The sequence below is a fragment of the Micromonospora sp. NBC_01405 genome (assembly GCF_045040155.1).
Lineage (GTDB): Bacteria > Actinomycetota > Actinomycetes > Mycobacteriales > Micromonosporaceae > Micromonospora.
Window position 1 is genome coordinate 2408810 of sequence record NZ_CP109532.1, and the last position, 18130, is coordinate 2426939.

The 18130-nt window shown below is 72.6% G+C and carries 11 protein-coding genes; 7 read left to right on the plus strand and 4 right to left on the minus strand.

All coding sequences use genetic code 11. The annotated features are described in order from the left end of the window. Window positions 1–243 precede the first annotated feature (243 nt). The 4 genes from OG559_RS09755 to OG559_RS09770 all read left to right on the plus strand — a co-directional run bounded on the left by OG559_RS09755 (window position 244) and on the right by OG559_RS09770 (window position 9472). A complete protein-coding gene (locus OG559_RS09755) occupies window positions 244–3036 on the plus strand; it encodes an immune inhibitor A domain-containing protein (protein ID WP_405114462.1) in 2793 nt (930 codons plus the stop codon). Window positions 3037–3366: 330 nt separating this feature from the next. Beyond that, window positions 3367–5670, plus strand: a complete 2304-nt coding sequence (locus tag OG559_RS09760) for an immune inhibitor A domain-containing protein (RefSeq protein ID WP_405114464.1) — start codon at window positions 3367–3369, stop codon at window positions 5668–5670. 316 nt (window positions 5671–5986) lie between these two features. Further along, window positions 5987–8407: an immune inhibitor A domain-containing protein gene (locus OG559_RS09765; RefSeq protein WP_405116538.1), complete on the plus strand. Its 2421-nt coding sequence runs from the start codon at window positions 5987–5989 to the stop codon at window positions 8405–8407. A 132-nt stretch (window positions 8408–8539) separates the two neighbouring features. Next, window positions 8540–9472 (plus strand): alpha/beta fold hydrolase, encoded by a 933-nt coding sequence (locus tag OG559_RS09770; RefSeq protein ID WP_405114466.1) that lies wholly within the window; start codon window positions 8540–8542, stop codon window positions 9470–9472. A 46-nt stretch (window positions 9473–9518) separates the two neighbouring features. Here OG559_RS09770 and OG559_RS09775 read toward each other — a convergent pair whose 3' ends face one another. Continuing rightward, a complete protein-coding gene (locus tag OG559_RS09775; RefSeq protein WP_387021551.1) occupies window positions 9519–9884 on the minus strand; it encodes a hypothetical protein in 366 nt (121 codons plus the stop codon). Then, complete coding sequence (locus OG559_RS09780) at window positions 9881–13243, minus strand: SseB family protein (RefSeq protein WP_405114469.1); 3363 nt, start codon at window positions 13241–13243, stop codon at window positions 9881–9883. The genes OG559_RS09775 and OG559_RS09780 overlap by 4 nt, the downstream gene beginning before the upstream one ends. Window positions 13244–13395: 152 nt before the next feature. Here OG559_RS09780 and mycP point away from each other — a divergent pair, with 152 nt between their 5' ends. Beyond that, window positions 13396–14721 (plus strand): type VII secretion-associated serine protease mycosin, encoded by a 1326-nt coding sequence (mycP, locus tag OG559_RS09785; RefSeq protein ID WP_405114472.1) that lies wholly within the window; start codon window positions 13396–13398, stop codon window positions 14719–14721. A gap of 92 nt (window positions 14722–14813) precedes the next feature. On the opposite strand, the gene OG559_RS09790 is transcribed toward mycP, so the two are convergent. Together OG559_RS09790 and OG559_RS09795 are read right to left on the minus strand one after the other, a co-directional pair. Further along, window positions 14814–15107, minus strand: coding sequence for a WXG100 family type VII secretion target (locus OG559_RS09790; RefSeq protein ID WP_350883357.1), 294 nt, complete (start codon window positions 15105–15107; stop codon window positions 14814–14816). A 26-nt stretch (window positions 15108–15133) separates the two neighbouring features. After that, complete coding sequence (locus OG559_RS09795) at window positions 15134–15451, minus strand: WXG100 family type VII secretion target (RefSeq protein WP_396672041.1); 318 nt, start codon at window positions 15449–15451, stop codon at window positions 15134–15136. 286 nt (window positions 15452–15737) lie between these two features. Between OG559_RS09795 and eccE the strand changes: the two genes are divergently transcribed. Beyond that, window positions 15738–17606 carry a type VII secretion protein EccE gene (gene eccE / locus OG559_RS09800; protein WP_405114475.1) on the plus strand — a complete coding sequence of 623 codons (1869 nt, stop codon included), beginning with the start codon at window positions 15738–15740 and terminating at the stop codon, window positions 17604–17606. Between the two features lie 74 nt (window positions 17607–17680). Next, window positions 17681–18067 carry a phage holin family protein gene (locus OG559_RS09805; RefSeq protein WP_405114477.1) on the plus strand — a complete coding sequence of 129 codons (387 nt, stop codon included), beginning with the start codon at window positions 17681–17683 and terminating at the stop codon, window positions 18065–18067. The last annotated feature ends 63 nt before the right edge of the window (window positions 18068–18130 follow it).

Consider the following 18130-nt stretch of genomic DNA (forward strand, 5'->3'; position numbering starts at 1 on the left):
GTGACGGTCCGCGCGGACCGTCACCCACCGCTGTTTTTCGGGGGTACGTCGACAGCACGTCAGCCGACCGGCCCGCTCGGTCGGTCGGCGGAGGGCGTACCGGCCTGAACGGACACAGGGAACGGCACCCCCTGTCGGAAGACTCCGTTCTCCTCTAGGTTCAGCCGCACCGGTCGATTCGAACTCTGTCACTGTGCGTCGAACCGGCCGGTGTCCTTCCCCACGCCCCGAGAACGGAGCGGTATGCACACTAATCCGCGCACCGGGTCACGCCGACGACTACTCGTCGCGCTGCCCGCCATCGCCCTCGCGGCCACGGCACTGACCGTGACCGGAACCGCGTCGGCAGAGACGTCCCGCCCAGCCCCAGCCACGATCGGGGCGGACGAGTACTACATCAACTACGCCGAGCCCGAGGTGCAGCCGAACACCGGCGGCAAGGAGGTCAAGGGCGCAGACGGGGTCTACACCCCCGCGGCGAACGAGTCCCGGGCGTACGACCGCAAGTTCGCCGCCGGCAACCCGACGACGGCGAAGCAGCTGGCGAAGCTGGAGGCCAAGTCGGTCCAGACCGGCAAGAGCCCCCGGAAGATCAAGCAGGCCCCGAGCACCCAGACCGCCAAGCTGCTCACCCTGCTGGTCGAGTTCAACGACCAGGCCAACGACGACTTCACCGGCGTGATGGTCCCGAAGACGGTGTTCGAGGACCGGACCTGCGTCCCCGGCACCGTGCAGAACGGGCCGAAGCACAACAACATCCCGAACCCGGCGAACCTGCCGAACGAGGACAACAACTCGATGTGGGTGCCGGACTTCTCCCCGGCCCACTACAACAAGATGCTCTACACGAAGAAGGGCATCACCGAGCGGGTCCGCCCGGACCTGACCGGGCCGGACGGTAAGCCGGGCATCAACCTCGCCGGCCGCACCATGCACAACATGTACCTCGAGATGTCCAAGAACGCGTACACGGTGGACGGGCAGGCCAGCCCGTGGATCACCGTGCCGCACTCGGAGGGCTGGTACGCCGCCTCCCGCTGCTTCCAGGACGCGGACGGCAACTGGGTCGCCGGCCGCGAGCAGGCGATGAACGGCCACCCGGACAACCCGGCCGGGGCGGGCCGGCTCGCCACGGACGCCATCGACGCCCTCGCCGCGATGGACCCGAGCTTCCCCTGGGCCGACTACGACATCGAGGACCAGGCCGACCGGGACGGCGACGGCAACCTGCTCGAGCCGGACGGCGTGATCGACCACCTGGTGCTGACGCACGCCGGCCAGGGCAAGTCCCGTGGCGGCGGCGCCGAGGGCACCTACGCGGTCTGGGCGCACTCGTCCACCGTCCCCGGCGGCTACACGATCCCCGGCACGAACCTCAAGGCCGCGAACTACATCGTGCAGCCGGAGGACGCCGGGGTCGGCGTCTTCGCCCACGAGTTCGGCCACGACCTGGGCCTGCCGGACCTGTACGACACCTCCGGCAACGCCGACTCCGACGTGGACTTCTGGGACCTGATGGCCTCCGGGTCGCACAGCGGCGAGATCTTCCAGGCGCTGCCCACCCACATGGGCATCTGGGACAAGTGGGTGCTCGGCTGGGCCGAGCCGGAGACCATCACTCCCGGCTCCGCGCCACGCGTCGTCCGAGTCGGGCAGACCTCACGTACCCCGGTCGGCACGGCGGACGGCATCAAGGTCGACCTGCCGGACAAGGTGATCACCCTCGCCACGCCGCACAGCGGCACGAAGATGTGGCACAGCGGGGCCGACCAGAACTGGGCCGACGTCAAGCTGTCCCGCACCGTGAGCGTGCCCTCGGCGGCCGACTCGAAGTTCTGGATGTGGAACAACTACGTCATCGAGGAGGACTGGGACTACGGCTTCGTCGAGCTGTCCACCGACGGCGGGGCGACCTGGACTGAGCAGAAGGTCTACGACGCCGCCGGCGCGCTGGTCACCACCGATGACAACTACGCCGACCCGAACGGCCGGATGGCCGACTTCGGCAACAAGAAGTACGGCCTGACCGGCCCCACCGGCGGCTGGCGGCACGACTACGTCGACCTGTCGGCGTACGCGGGCCAGACCGTGCAGCTGCGGCTGCGCCAGGCCACCGACGAGGCGTTCGTGGAGCGCGGCTGGTTCGCCGACGACTTCTCGGTCACCGGCGGCGGGGCCACCACCTGGAGCGACGACGTCGAGGGCGGCGCGAACGGCTGGACCGCCACCGGCGGCACGTTCACCGACACCACCGGCGCGGGCTGGAACGTCAACACGGGCACCGAGCGGCGGGCGCACTTCTACCTGGCCGAGTGGCGCAACTTCGACGGCTTCGACAAGGGCCTGAAGTACACGTACGACACGGTGTACTCGCACGAGGCGTGGAAGGTCGACCGGATCTCCTACAACGCCCCGGGCATGCTGGTCTGGTACCGGGACACCGCGCTCGGCGACGTCAACCACGTGACCGGGCAGATGACCGCCCTGCCGAGCTACGGCGCGAAGGGTGGCCTGCTGATCGTCGACTCGCACTTCGACCCGTACCGGCGGCAGGGCACGGCGGCCGAGAAGGACCCGTCGGTGCTGGACAACCTGCCCAGCCGGCCCCAGTCGGCGAACGCGGCGTTCGGCCTGAAGAAGACGAAGCCGTTCACCGAGTGCCTTGAGGCGGCAGGTGAGCCGTACAGCGAGTACTGCACGAGCTTCCCCGCGCAGCCGGCGGTGTCGGGCTTCACCGACGCCAAGACCTGGTACCCGGGCATCGAGATGCGTGACGGGTCGCCGTACGCCCGGGACAACGACGCCTCCGTGGTGCTGCCGTCGCGGGGCAACGCGCCGTACACCACCCGGGTGGTCAACCCGGACGGTACGCCGGCCCGGTCGTTCTACGGCGTCGTGCTGGGCGGTGGGGCGATCGTGCTGGGCAACGGCAACCCCGCCAGCCAGAACGTGCACTTCGGCGTCACGCTCACGGTCAAGCAGGCGACGTCGGACAACACCGTCGCCTCGGTGCGGGTGACCTCGGCGCGGCCCTGACCCCTCAGGCGCGTCGCAACATCGGGCGGGGCCCGTCCGGAGCACACCACTCCGGGCGGGCCCCGCCTGCGTCGTCCGGCGGCGCTCCGTGGACGGGGCCCTCGCCACCGCTGAAACGCCAGGTGATCGTGGCCGAACCGTAATGTGAGGTGGCGTCGCATCCCGTCGCCCATTGGCCTGATTTGCCGACCTTTGCCGGGGGTCCTCATCGGCCGACCGCGCCCACCAGGCAGTGACAACGACCGACTCCTCTGCCAGGGTGGCAGACGCACCCATGACAGCGTCGACTCCGGTCGTGCCTGTCATGTAACAGTCCACAAAGGAGGATTTTTGAGGAGACGAGTCACGGCGGGCCTGGCCTCGGCCGCCGCCGCGCTGCTGGCGGCCGGCGTCGTCACGGCCCCGGCGTCCGCCGCCCCGGCGGCGGAGCCGACCCCGGGCGCCGAGAAGGCTGAGCGCCGCAGCGACAGCCTTCCCGACGCCAAAGCGGACCAGCACCAGGAGGTCCGTAAGCAGGCGATCGCCGACCTGCTGCAGGGCAAGGTCAAGCTCCAGACCCGCAACGGTTCCAAGGTCATCCAGGTCAAGAACGACAAGTTCGTCGAGTACCAGCAGGCCCCGAAGACCGATCCGATCTTCACGATGCTGGTCCAGTTCGGCAACCAGACCGACCCGCGCACCGGCGGGACCGCCGGCCCGCAGGTGAACCAGATCGCCGCGCCGGACCGCAACTGGGACGGCGGCGCCACCGACGACAACAGCACCCTGTGGCGGTCCGACTTCAACCGGGCCCACTACATGAACATGTTCTACGGCGTGGGCGAGTCGTTCCGGGACTTCTACCTCAAGCAGTCCGGGGGCCGGTACACGGTCAACGGCGACGTGAGCGACTGGGTCACCGTCCCCTACAACGAGGCCCGGTACGGCAGCAGCGCCATCTCCGAGGCCGACGGCTACTGGAACTTCGTCAAGGACAGCTCCACGTCCTGGTACGACTCCCAGGTCGCGGCCGGCAAGACGCCGCAGCAGATCAAGGACTACCTCAAGCAGTTCGACATCTGGGACCGGTACGACTTCGACGGCGACGGCGACTTCAACGAGCCCGACGGCTACGTCGACCACTTCCAGGCGGTGCACGCGGGCGAGGGCGAGGAGGCCGGCGGCGGCGCCCAGGGCGAGGACGCCATCTGGTCGCACCGGTGGGCCGCGTTCCCGAACCTGGCCGGCAGCGCCGGCCCGGCGGGCAACCTGTCCGGCGGCGTGCAGATCGGCAACACCGGGATGTGGATCCGTGACTACACCACGGAGCCGGAGAACGGCGGCCTCGGCGTCTTCGCGCACGAGTACGGCCACGACCTCGGCCTGCCGGACCTGTACGACACCAACGGCGGCGACAACGGGGTGGGCTTCTGGAGCCTGATGGCCTCGGGCTCGTGGCTCAGCCGCGGCACCGACGACATCGGCTCGACCCCGGGCTACATGGACCCGTGGTCGAAGCTCTACCTCGGCTGGCTGAACCACTCGACGGTCGAGTACGGCAAGGGCAACACCATCCTGCCGATCGGCCCGGCCGGTGACAGCGACGGGCCGAAGGCCCAGGCGGTCGTGGTGAATCTGCCCCCGCAGACCCAGACCACCTCGTACAACACCCCGTTCGCGGGTGCCAACGAGTGGTGGGGCGGCAGCGCCGACGACCTGAACACCACGCTGACCCGTCAGCTGGACCTGACCGGTACGACGTCCGCGTCGATCACCGCGAAGGCCTGGTACGACATCGAAGAGGACTACGACTACCTGTACGCCGAGGTGTCCACCAACGGTGGCGCCACCTGGGCGCCGCTGAGCAACTCGCTCATCGACGCCGGCGAGACCGGGGTCGACGGCTCCAGCAGCGACGCGTGGGTCGACCTGACCTACGACCTGTCCGCGTACGCCGGGCAGACCGTGCAGTTCCGCTACCGCTACCAGAGCGACGGCGGCGTGCACCTGGCCGGCGCGTTCCTGGACAACATCTCGCTGGTCAAGGGTGGTGCCACCACCTGGACCGACGGCGCGGAGACGCTGGACGCCGCGTGGACCGCCAGGGGCTTCACCCGGATGGGTGGCTCGGTCACCGACTCGTACCCCCGCTTCTACATCGCGGAGAACCGGACGTACCTCGGGTACGACGACACGCTGCGCACCGGCGGGTACAACTACGGCTTCGCCAACACCCGCCCGAACTGGGTGGAGCGGTTCTCGAACCAGCCCGGCCTGCTGATCTGGTACGTGAACTACGCGTACGGCGACAACAACACCTCGCAGCACCCGGGCTTCGGCTTCAACCTGCCGGTCGACGTCCGCCCGGGCCAGATCAAGGTGGGCGACCGCGCCATCACCAACCGGCGCAGCGGCTACGACGCCACGTTCAGCTGGTTCGTCAAGCCGGCGCAGACCTTCCACCTCAACGGGGTGGCGGTCACCGTGCCGAAGCTCAACCCGAACCCGGTGTTCAGCGACAGCGACGTCGACCGTTACTGGACGGCCGGCAACCCGCAGAACTCGGTGAAGGTGGCCGGCACCGGCACCAAGATCACGATTGTGACGCAGGGCAAGAAGGCAACCGACAACATGGTCCTGCTTGTCAGCAACTGATCCATTTGATCGATGAAGGGGCCGGTGGCGGCGACGCCACCGGCCCCTTCCGTCTGCGCCGACGTCTACTGATCGAAATGTGTCACTGCAATTCCAGACCGACGTCCACGCTGTTCAACCGTTCGGAGAGCGACAGGGGTGTGACGGTGGAACGCATTCCCAACAAAAGTTTGCAACAAATCGACGTACGCGTCTTCCCACCCGTCCCAGGAGACTCTATGTTCACCATTGGTCCCACTAGTGGGACCTCTCACCGGCCCGTACCCCCGTTGGGTCGGTTCCCTCACACCGGAGGTACCACGTGCGGAAAGTCGCAGTGGGTCTGCTCGGGCTTTCGTTGACGGCGACGGGACTGGTGGTCGGCACGTCCGCCAGCGCCGCGCCGGCTCCGAAGCTCCCGGCGACCGCCCCGTCGACCGCCGAGAACCCGGCGGATCACGATCTGCCGGACAAGCTCGAGGACAAGCGCCGCGCGCTTCGCCAGGAGGGACTCAGCGAGGTCCTCTCCGGCCGGGCCAAGGCGCAGAAGATCAACGGCAGCACCGTCGTCAAGGTCGGCGAGACCGTCGGCAGCACGGCGGCGAACGCCGGCGCCCGGAACGCCAAGGCGGGCCAGCAGGACCAGTACGTCGAGCTGGCCCGGGAGCGGACCGACAAGATCTTCGTGATCCTGGCCGAGTTCGGCGACGACCGGGACCCGGCTTACCCGGACAAGGACACGAACCCGACCATCGCGGGTCCGACCACCTTCAACGGGCCGGCGCACAACCAGATTCCCCAGCCCAACCGCGCGGTGGACAACTCGACCGTGTGGCAGGCGGACTACAGCGCGGACTACTTCCGCAAGCTGTACTTCGGCACCGGGCAGGGCGACGAGTCGGTCAAGCAGTACTACGAGTCCCAGTCCTCCGGGCGCTACACCGTGGACGGCCAGGTCACCGACTGGGTGAAGGTCAAGTACAACGCCGCCCGGTACGGCCGCTCGAACGACCCGAAGGCCGACAACGACCCGACGGGCGACCCGGCGGTCTGCGCGGCGAACAACTGCCAGAACGCCTGGGACCTGGTCCGCGACGCCGCCAACCAGTGGGTCGCCGACCAGAAGGCCAAGGGCCGCACCGACGCCCAGATCAAGGCCGACATGCAGTCCTACGACCAGTGGGACCGGTTCGACTTCGACGGCGACGGCGACTTCAACGAGCCGGACGGCTACATCGACCACTTCCAGATCGTCCACTCCGGCGGCGACCAGGCCGACGGCGACCCGCACCAGGGTGAGGACGCCATCTGGAGCCACCGCTGGTCGGCGTACAACACCTCGCGCACCGGCCCGGTGAACTTCCCGATCGGCGGCACCCAGATCGGCAACACCGGCATCTGGATCCGCGACTACACGGTCCAGCCGGAGAACGGCGGCCGGAGCGTCTTCTACCACGAGTACGCGCACGACCTGGGTCTGCCGGACGACTACAACAACCTCAACGGCGGCGACAACAACAACGAGCACTGGACCCTGATGGCCCAGAGCCGGCTGAACGCCAAGGAGGACGCCGGCATCGGCGACCGCGGCGGCGACCTCGGCGCCTGGAACAAGCTCCAGCTCGGCTGGCTCGACTACGAGGTGGTCAAGGCCGGCCAGAAGAAGACCCTGGAGCTCGGCCCGCAGGAGTACAACTCCGCCAAGCCGCAGGCCGCCGTGGTGGTGCTCCCGCAGCGGGAGTACACCTTCGACTACGGCCAGCCGTTCGAGGGTGCCAAGCAGTTCTTCTCCGGCAACGACGACGACCTGGACACCGCGCTGACCAGGACGATCGACCTCACCGGGAAGACCTCGGCGGCGCTGTCGCTCAAGGGCCGGTTCGACATCGAGGCGGGCTACGACTACCTCTTCTTCGAGGCGTCGACCGACGGCGGGGCCACCTGGGACGCGCTTCCCGGCACCGTGGGCGGCTCGCCGATCCCGCCGGTGTCGAACACCGACCCGACGCCGGCCCTCAGCGGCAGCAGCGCGGGCCAGTGGACCGACATCAACATCCCGCTGAACTCGCTGGCCGGCCAGGTCGTGCAGTTCCGCTTCCACTACCTCACCGACGGGGGAGTCGCCGAGGGCGGCTTCTTCGGCGACAACATCACGGTGACCGCCGACGGTCAGACCGTCTCCACCAACGGCGCTGAGACCGGCCTCGGTGACTGGGCGGCCAAGGGCTGGAGCATCGTCTCGGGGAGCTACACCCGGCTCTTCGACAACTACTACATCGCCGGCAACCGGACGTACGTCTCGTACGACAAGTACCTGAAGACCGGCCCGTACTACTTCGGCTACGCGAACACCCGCCCGGACTACGTGGACCACTACGCGTACCAGGAGGGCCTGCTGATCTCGTACTGGAACCTCCGGTTCGCGGACAACGACACGTTCGAGCACCCGGGTGAGGGTCGGAACATGATCATCGACTCGCACCCGCAGCCGCTCTACAACCTGACCGGCAACCCGTGGCGGGCCCGCGTCCAGGTCTACGACGCGACGTTCGGCCTGAAGAAGGCGGACTCGTTCACGCTGCACATCAACGGTCAGGCCCAGTACATCCGGGGCCAGGCCGCGCAGCCGCTGTTCGACGACACCAAGCAGTACTGGTACCCGGAGCTGCCGAACCACGGCGTCAAGGTCCCGGCCACCGGCACCAAGATCAAGGTGCTGGAGCAGAACGGCACCTCGGTCAAGGTCCGCTTCTCCTGATCCACTGATCGACCGCACCGCCGCGATGCCCGGGCAGTCCAACCGCCCGGGCATCGCCCATTCCGTCGGGGAACCAGCCGACCGGCCGGAACGCCGGAACGGACAGGCACGCCGGGGTCATAGGCTGTGGGCATGACCGAGCAGCGTGGCGGGGCCGTCGACGAGACCTGTGTCCTCACCGAGGGGCCGTGGACGCACCGGTTCGTCGGCGCGAACGGCAGCCGCTTCCACGTGGTCGAGGCCGGCACCGGCCCGATGGTGCTCTTCCTGCACGGCTTCCCCGAGCACTGGTGGGCCTGGCACGACATCCTCCCGGCGGTGGCCGACGCGGGCTTCCGGGCGGTCGCGGTCGACCTGCGCGGCTACGGTGCCAGCGACAAGCCCCCGCGCGGGTACGACGGCTACACCCTCGCCGCCGACGTCGCCGGCCTGATCCGCGGCCTCGGCGAGCGTTCCGCCACCGTGGTGGGCACCGGGGCCGGCGGCATGATCGCCTGGACCGTCGCGTCGTTCCACCCGTCGCTGGTCCGCCGACTCGTGGTGCTCGGCGCCCCGCACCCGCTCCGGCTGCGGGCGGCGATCTTCGCCGACCCGCGCGGCCAGTTCACCGCCTCGACACCCACCCTGAAGTTCCAGCTGCCCCGGTACGAGCACGTGCTCACCCGGGACGACGCGGCGGCCGTCGGGGAGGCGCTGCGCCGCTGGGGCGGGCCGCGCTGGGTGGCCGGGCCCGACTTCGAGGCGTACGCCGAGCGCTGCCGGGAGGCGATGCGGATCCCGCAGGCCGCGTTCTGCGCGCTGGAGGGCTACCGGTGGGCGTTCCGGTCGGTGCTGCGGCTGCACGGCTACCGGTTCGTCCGGCTGATGCAGAAGCCCCTGATCACCCCGACGCTCCAACTGCACGGCGCACTGGACGTCGCCTCCCTGCCGCGTACCGCCCAGGGTTCCGGCCGGTACGTGGTGGCCCCCTACGAGTGGCGGCTGCTGGACGACGTGGGGCACTTCCCGCACGTCGAGGCCCGGGACGTGGTGCTCGGCGAGATCCTGCGCTGGGCCAAGTCCTGACCGGCTCGGGCGTCGCCTTCGTCGGGGTGCCGCCCGCACGGCCAGGTCAGAGGCGCTGCTCGCGTAGTTCGGCAACCTCGCGGGCCGGGGCCCAGCCCTGGTACACCCCGAAGTCGAAGACCTCCAGCCCCATCGCCCGAGCGACCGGCCAGCGCCCGCCGGTGTACTCCACCCGCAGCCAGCCGTCGTGCTCGGCCAGCACGATGAACGGCTGCCCCTGCCAGGTGCAGGTGGTCCGGACGTACGCCAACTCGTCGATCTCGGTCACCGGGAGCACCCGAACGTACCGGCCGGGGCGGATCTCCTCGAACCCGTCGCCGGGCTCCGGCTGGTACAGCCGGACGTCGTCACCGTCCGGGCTGGCCTGGTACTCACGCCCGCGCCAGCGGGCCACGTAACCGTCGCGCATCAGGACTCACCGACCTGTCGCCAGAGCAGAGCGTCGGTGTCCAGGATCGCGACCACGCGCTCAGTGCCGTCCGCGCCGATCCGCCACAGCTCCGCGCCGTGCGGCAGCCGGGCGCTGTCCACCTTGAACTCCGCCACCACGTCGCTGCTGTCGCCCGGGGCGAAGCCGTTTCCCCGGAACGGTGGGCGCTCCATGACCCAGCCCTCCATGGCCCGCATGGCGCCCTCGTTCTGCCCGCCGTAGGGGATCCGGTAGAGGCTCGGCCGGTGCGCCGGCCAGCGCAGCACGTAGATCTGCGCGGCGTCCCGGGAGAACGGCGAGTCCGGGTACCCGAGACCCAGCGCGTCGTGCAACTGGGCGGGGCTGTTCAGGTGGGCCAGCTCATTGGCCCGGTGCACGAAGCCGGAGACCCGGTCGTAGCCGCGCTCCAGGTAGTAGGTGAGCTGGCTCGGGGCGATCGCCTTCTGCATCACCACGGGTCGGTTCGGGTCCACGGGCGGCGGGACGTGCCGGACGGCAGCCGTGGATGCCTCGGCGGCCCGCTCCGGCGCGGGCTCCGGCTCGCTCCCGGCGTCGTCGCCGAGCCCCACCTCGGCGGCCCAGTTGGCCAGCGCCACGATCTGCTCGCCGGGCAGCTTCGCGCCCACCGGCGTGTTCGGGTTCACCGCGAACGACCAGGCGTCGTCGGGCCAGCAGCGGATCAGCTGGACGAACTTGACCCGTACCGTCTCCACCGGCTCGTCGACGTGGTCGGCCAGCCGCTCCGGAGAGGTGTGGACCACGACGTACGTCTCGCCGTCCAGCCGCTCGGTCCGCCAGACGAAGCCCGGGTCCCCCGGCCGGCTGTCGGTGGCCGAGTCGGGCGCCACCGGCAGCAGCACCCGGGCCAGCAGCAGCGTGGAGAGGAAGCTGTCGGTACTGCCGGTGCCGGCGGCGGCGAGCAGGTCCTCCTCCACCTCGTTCGCCGGCTGGAAGTCGTCCACAGGGGCTGCCGACGCTGCCTGTTCCTGCTCCCGGGCCGGCACCGGCTCCCCGGCGGTTCCCAGGTCCGGCTCGCCGGTGGACGGCGGGCCCGGCAGGGGCCCTGTCGACACGGCATCGACGGCTGGCTCGGGGTCCACGGCTGGCTCGGGCTCCACAGCCGACAGCACCTTGCCGGCCGGCTCGGGGTCGGCGACGCCGGACGTGGCCGGGCGGAACAGGGACCCGGCCGACGGGTCCGGCGCGGGTGGCGTCGACGGGGGGAACAGCGGAGCCGTCGGGCCCGGGTCGTCCGGGGCGGGCGGTCCGGAGACCGCGCCGTCGTGGTCGGGGAGGGACAGCGGTGCGGGCCAACCAAGATCGGAGACCGGGTCGATCCGGTCGAGTTCGGGCACCGGTTCGAGCCCGCCGAGGTCGGGCACCGATGTCGAGGCGGGGACCGCCGGCGGGGTGCCGCCGAAAAGAGACGGGCCGGGGGCGACGCCCGGCGCAGCGGCCGGCTCCGTCGCCGGCAGGTCACGCGCCTCGATGATGGTGCCCTCGATGACGATGGGCGAGAAGGAACGGCGGGACGCGGGCGGCCCGGAGACCGGCTCGACGGCCGACGTCGGCAGCTCCTCCGCCATCTCCTCGACCGGTGCGGCGACGGGTTGCTCCGCAAGGGACCGGGCGGGCTCCTCCCCGTCCGCCCCGGGGCGGGGGCGCGGGAACGCCTGGGCGGCGCCGGCCCCGGGTCGACGACGTGGCGGCCCGCCTGAGTGCCCGGCACCATCGGCCCCGAGGGGACGCGTCGGCTCCTCCCCACCGCTCGGGCCGAGGGGACGGGTCGGCTCGTCCGGCACCACGCCACCCGGCATGCCGAAGGGACGGGTCGGCTCGTCGCCCGGCGCGACGGGCCGGAGCCCCCGGATGGGCTCCGGCGGTGCCCCGCCGCCGGGACGCAGGGCCTGGGTGGGGTCCTCGGCACCGACAGGGCCGGGACCCGGTGAGGTCACCTCCCCGGGCCGGAATGCCCGGGTGACCTCCTCAGGCCCGACGGCACCGGTACGCAGGGCTTGCGTCCGCTCTCCAGACCCGACGTCCCCGGGGCGGAACGCCCGGGTCACCTCCTCCGAGCCGCCACCGTCGGGCCGGAACGCCCGGGTGACCTCGTCGGGGGCGGCGCCACCGGGGCGAAACGGCTCGGGCTGCGACGCGGACGGGGCAGCACCGGCGGGCGGGAACGCCACCGTCGACGGCTCCGCAGGTGCGGCGGGGTGGAAGGCATGCGGCGGTTGCTCGGTGGCCGGGTCCGAGGCCGGACGTCGCCGCGGGAAGGGTTGACCACCCCCGGCGAACCGGGATGGCGGGGCGGCCCGCTCAGCGGGGCGACGGGGCTCCCCGATCGGCCGGGCGGCTCGGCTCCGGCCGGACGCCGGCTCGAAGAAGGAGGCGGGCGGGGTGGGCGGCGCCGGAGGATCGGGGGACCGGCCATTTCCGCCCCCGCCCGCTGCCGCCTCGCCGACGGGGGGCGCATCGGGCGTCCGCCGCCGGGAGACGTTCAGCCACGCCGATCCGGACGGTGCCGCGTCGGCGCGGGTCGCCTCGGCGCCGTCCGGCCCTGCGGCCACGGCGGGACCCGGTCGGCCGGCCACGTCTCCGGCCCGGTACGGCCCGCCGGCTGCGGGCTCGCCCGCGCCCCCGGGCGACCGGTACGACGGCCCGGGCGGGACCGATGTGGGCAGGCCCGAGTTGGGCAGTTCCGGCTCCGGCTGGGCGGTGGTCGGCGGCGCGGTGGTCAGCGGCGCGGTGGTCAGCGGCGCGGTGGGCGCCTCGGCGGCAGCGGACGGCTCGGTCGTGGGCCGGCCCGGCGGCGGTCCGGCGACCGACGGCTCCGGCAGGCTCGGCACCGGCGACGTCGGGGCGTCCCGGCCGGGAACCACCGCGGTGGCCCTGGTCCTGGCGACGTTCTCCGCGCGTTCCAGGCGGGCCCGGGCGCCCATGGTGCGGCCGGGCAGCCGCACGTCGCCCCGGGACAGTTGGGAGACGAACCAGGCGGGAAGGTACCCCTCGATGGGCAGGCCCGGGTTGACCGCCAGCCACCACTCGTGGTTGGGCCAGTCGACGGCGAGATCGGCGTACGCGCTGCGGCGGTTGGCCGCCGGGTTCCCGCCCAGGCAGGCCTGCAACGCGGCGGGCGAGGTGAACGCCAGCACGTGCGTGCGCCCGCCCGTGGTCCAGGTCCCCCAGCCCATCGGGGCCTGCCCGGCCAGCGCCTGCGTGGAGACCGGCAACAGCAGCTCGGTGCGGGCCAGCACGCGGAAGTAGAGCTCTTGGTCGTTGGCGCGGAGCGCGTCCCGCATCGCCGCTTCGGCCTCGGTAGCCGGCTCCCAGTCGGTCACGGCCACCTCTCCTCCCGTGAACAGGCCATAGGCATCGCGTACAACCTACAAGGTGGTAACAAGATCACAATGGCTGGCCGGTGACGCCCCGCCGGGCGATCCGGGTGGGACTAACATCCTGTTCCGGAGCCGACACGATACGGAGGCGATCGATGCCCCGGCCCACCGCGCGACCGGTCCTCGCCGCCGCGGCGGCGGCCCTGTTGATCATGCTGCCCGCCCCGACGCGCGTGGCCGACCCGTGGCCCCCGCCGGACCGGCCGGGCACGGTCGACCCGGTGGGCGAGGGAGGCGGACCGCGCGTGGCCGAGCCGGCGAGCGCGGCGAACAGGCTCGACCTCGCGGGCTTCCGAGGCGTGGCGGCACCGGGGTGTGCCACCCCGCTCGCGCCCGTCCGGCCCATCGCGGCCACCCCCTGGCCCCAGCGCCGGTACGCCCCCGAGCGGCTCGCCGCACTGGCCACCGGGGCCGGGATCACCGTCGCGGTGATCGACTCCGGGGTGGACCGGGGGCACCCGCAACTGGCCGGCCGGGTCCTCGACGGAGCCGACTTCCTCGACCCGGGGGGCGACGGCAGCCGGGACTGCGCCGGGCACGGCACCGGCGTGGCGAGCCTCATCGCCGCCGTGCCGCGTGCCGGCGTCGCGTTCCAGGGGCTCGCCCCCCACGCCCGGATCCTGCCGGTGCGGGTCAGCGAGCAGCAGGTCGTCGAGGGACGCGAAGCAGGGCGGACGGTCGGCGCGACGGCCTTCGCCCAGGCGATCCGCTGGGCGGTCGACCACGACGCCGACGTGCTCAATCTCTCCCTCGTGCTGTACGTCGACCACCCCGCCGTCCGGGCGGCGGTCCGCTACGCGGTGGACCGGGACGTGGTCGTGGTGGCCGCCGCCGGCAACCTGCACGACGGCGGGAACCCCCGCCCGTACCCGGCCGCGTACGACGGGGTGCTCGGCGTGGGCGCGATCGGCCCCGACGGCCGGCGGGCCGATTTCTCGCAGGCCGGCCCGTACGTCGACCTGGTCGCCCCCGGCGGTGAGGTGCTGACGGCCGGGCCCGGGCAGGGCCACCACCGGGCCGAGGGCACCAGCTATGCCGCCCCGTTCGTGGCGGCCACCGCGGCGCTCGTCCGGGAGTACCGGCCGGAACTGACCGCCGCCCAGGTGACGCAGCGGATCGTCGCGACGGCCGATCCGGCCCCGGGTGACGGCTCGGGCGACGGGTACGGCGCCGGGGTGCTCAACCCGTACCGGGCGGTGACCGAAACCGGCGCGGGCCCGGCGGGCCGGAAGCGTGGCGTCGGGGCGCTGCCGGCGGACCGGACCGATCCCGCCCTGCTCGCCCGGCAGGCCCGACGCGGGGCGGCCCGGGACCGGGCGCTGGCCGTCGCCGCCGTCACCGGCGTCGCCGTGGCGGGCGTGGTGCTGCTGGCCGTGGTGCTCCCCCGGGCCGCGCGCCGACGGTGGCGGCCGGCACCCTGACCCCACCCGGCACCCCGTCGAACCGGGGCGCCGCAGGGCATCCGGACGTCCCCGGCGACGCCCGACATCCGTCGGACGCCGCCGGGGACGGCTCACTGGAACAGGTTGACGTTCCGCTTCTCGGTGTCGAGGTAGTCGGACGCGGAGTCGTCGACGGCGAGCTTGATGTCGCGCAGCATCGCCTGGAGGTCCTGCGAGGCGGACCGCCACCGGGTCTGGCGCTGCTCGTACGCCTGCCGGGCCTCGCCGTCCCAGCCCGCCACCAGCGGCGCGGCGTCCCGTTCGAGCTGCCCGAGTTGGTCGTCCAGCGTCTTCAGCGCCCGTTGGATGTCCGCGCCGGCCTGATGCAGGGCGGCGAAGTTGACGACCAGCACACCGTGGTCCATCGGATGATCCCCTTTCCGGGAGAGTGCTACAGCGGCAACTGGATGCCGCGGTTGGTGCCGGCGACCCGGCTGGCGGCCTCGTTGTCGGAGGCGTCGTACTGCTGGCCTGCGGTGCGGATGGCGGACGCGGTCTCCCGCAGCGCCCGCTGCAACGCCGACTGGTCCTGCGACCACTGCTGTTTCACCTGCTCGAACGAGCGCCCACCGGCACCCCGCCAGGCCTGCTGCAACACCTCCAGCTCGGTCAGCAGGCCGGTCAGCATGGCCTGCAGGGACTGGTCCACCTGCTCGAACTTCGCGGCGGTCTGCTGCATCACCGCGGCTTCTGCCTGGGTCTGGGACACCCCGGACGTCACCTCGTCTCCTTGGATGGGTGGCTGGCCGTCGGCCGCGCCCGTGACGGACGCGCCGCTCGCCCCGCCGGCGGGAGGCGCCGGTGCGGGTGAGGACTCAGCGAACTCGTCGCTGACGGTAGCCGCCCGGTGGCGGTTCTGCTACCCCGCCGCGCTCCCCTGTGGACAACCACGGGCCTCCCGCGTCGGGCCGGAGTCATACGATGACGCTGCGGCACCGACCGCACCGACGCCGTGACTCCGCCCGGCGTCGCCGGGCGAGCGCTGGGGAGGCGCGGTGACGGCCAGCACGACCACGACCACGACCACGGCGGCAGCCGCAGCCGCAGCCGTGGCCACGGCCCAGCCGGCGCACCGGCAGCCGCTGCCCCCACAGTGGATACCCGCCGCCGGCCCGCGACCGTCGGCCGGGCGGCGGGCCGGTCAGGTGGTCGCCTCGCAGGTGGCGGTGGCGCTGGTCGCCGCCGGGGTCGGCCGGGGCACGGCGGCGACCGGGGTCGCCATGCTGCTGGCCGCGGCGCTGCTGGCGGGCTCGTGGGTGCGGGTCCGGGGCCGCTGGCTGTTCAGCTGGTTCGGTGTCGCCGTCGGCCATCTCCGCCGACGACACGCCCCGGCGCCCACCGCCGGCCCGGACGGCCTGCTGGGGCTGCTCTCCCCCGGCGCGGCGGTACGCACGGCGGAGCTGGCCGGCGGCCCGGCCGCGCTGGTCGACGACGCCGAAGGGCTGACCGCCGTGTTGGAGATCGGGGACCCGGGCGACCTGCTCGGCGACGGCCCCCGCGGCCTCCCCGCGCCGTCGACGCTGCTGCCGCCGGTCTCGCCGGAACTGCCCCCGGTCCGGCTCCAGCTGCTGTTCAGCGGCTCACCCGCGCCCGCCACCACGTCCGGCGGCGGCACGGTGGCGACGTCGTACCGGCAGCTCACCGAGGGACGGCTGGCCGGGCGGGACCGGGCGCTGCTCGCGATCCGGGTGCTGCGCGTCGTCGGGTGGACCGACGAGGACCTCCGGATCGCCCTCTCCGGCGTGGTCCGGCGGATCGCCCGCCGGCTCGGGCCGGTGACCGCCCGCCCGCTCGGCGCGCACGCCACGCTGCGCGTACTCGCGGACCTGGCTCATCGCGACGACGGCGACCCCGTGCTGGAGTCATGGCCGTCGGTGCGCACGGGGGCGCTGTGGCAGACCACGTTCCGGGTGTCCCGCGTGCCGGACGTGCGCACCGACGGTGGGCGGCGGCTGGTGCCCCGGCTGCTCGTCCTGCCGGCGGCGGCGACCACGGTCTCGCTCTGCGTCGGCCCCCACACGGGCGTCGAGGGCGCGGGGCCGCCGGCCGAGCTGACCGTACGGCTGGCCGCCTGGACGCCCGGCGAGCTGTCGGTGGCGGCGCAGGCCCTGCGGGGGCTGGTGGACTCGGCCGGCGGCGACGTGGACCGGCTCGACGGCCAGCAGCTCCCGGCGTTGGCCGGCACTTTGCCGCTCGCGTCGGCGATCCCGGGCGCCCCGGTCGACGCCGTCGCCGTGGACGCGCTGGAGCTGCCGGTCGGCGAGGCCGGGCTGATGGTGGGCGCCAACCGGCGCGGCGAGGCCGTGACGATCCGCCTGTTCCGGCCGGAGGGCACCCGGTTGATGCTGGTCGGCGGGGTCCGGGCCGCTCAGTTGGTGGCCCTGCGGGCGATGGCGCTGGGCGCCCTGGTGGCGGTGCAGACGACCCGGCCGCGGGCATGGGAGCGGTTCGTCCGGGGCGTCGGCACGCCCGGCGGGTCGATCCCGGTGCTGCCACCCGGCCGGCCGGTGGGCGGCGGCCCCGCCTCTCCGCTGCGGCCGTTGCTGCTCGTGGTGGACGCCGGGCCGGTGCCCCCGGCCGCCGGGCCGGTGCCGGCCTGGCAGTCCACCCTGGTGGTCCGGGACGACCTCACCCCGGCCGACGTCGACCCGTTGAGCCGGGCGGACCTGGTGGTGCTGCAACCGCTGAGCCCCGCCGAGGCCACGCTCGCCGGGGCCGCGCTCGGCCTCGGTGGATCGGCGGACTGGCTGACCCGGATCCGGGAGGACATGGTGGCGGTGGTGAACCGGCGGGCGCTGCGCTGGGCGCTGCTCTCGCCCACCCCGATCGAGTCGCAACTGGTCGGCCGGCCGGGACGGGGCTGAACCGCCGTGGCCCACGGCCCACTTGGCCGGTCGCGGGTTCCGTCGGTGGCGGGTCCATGGCACCATCCGTGGCCATGGGTTTCCTGAAGGGTCTACTGATCCGGCTGGGCAGCACGGCACTGGCCTTCTGGCTGGCCACCGTGCTCATCCCGGGCATCACGCTCGACACGGGCTCGGCCACCGAGGCGGTCGTCACGCTGGTCCTCGTCGCCGTGATCTTCGGCGTCGTGAACGCCGTGCTCCAGCCGGTCATCAAGACCGTCGGCTGCGGCTTCTACCTGCTGACCCTGGGCCTGATCGCGCTGGTGGTGAACGGCCTGCTCTTCCTGCTGTCGAGCTGGATAGCGGGCGAGGCCGGGCTGCCGTTCCACGTGGACGGCTTCTGGCCGGCGGCGGTGCTCGGGGCGCTCCTCGTCGGCGTCGTCACCTGGCTCCTGGGCGCCCTGCTCGACCGCGACTGAGCGTTTCCGGTGAGGCCAGTTGGCGGGAATTGGCTGGCGAGGGGCCGCAGCCGCGGGGTTAGC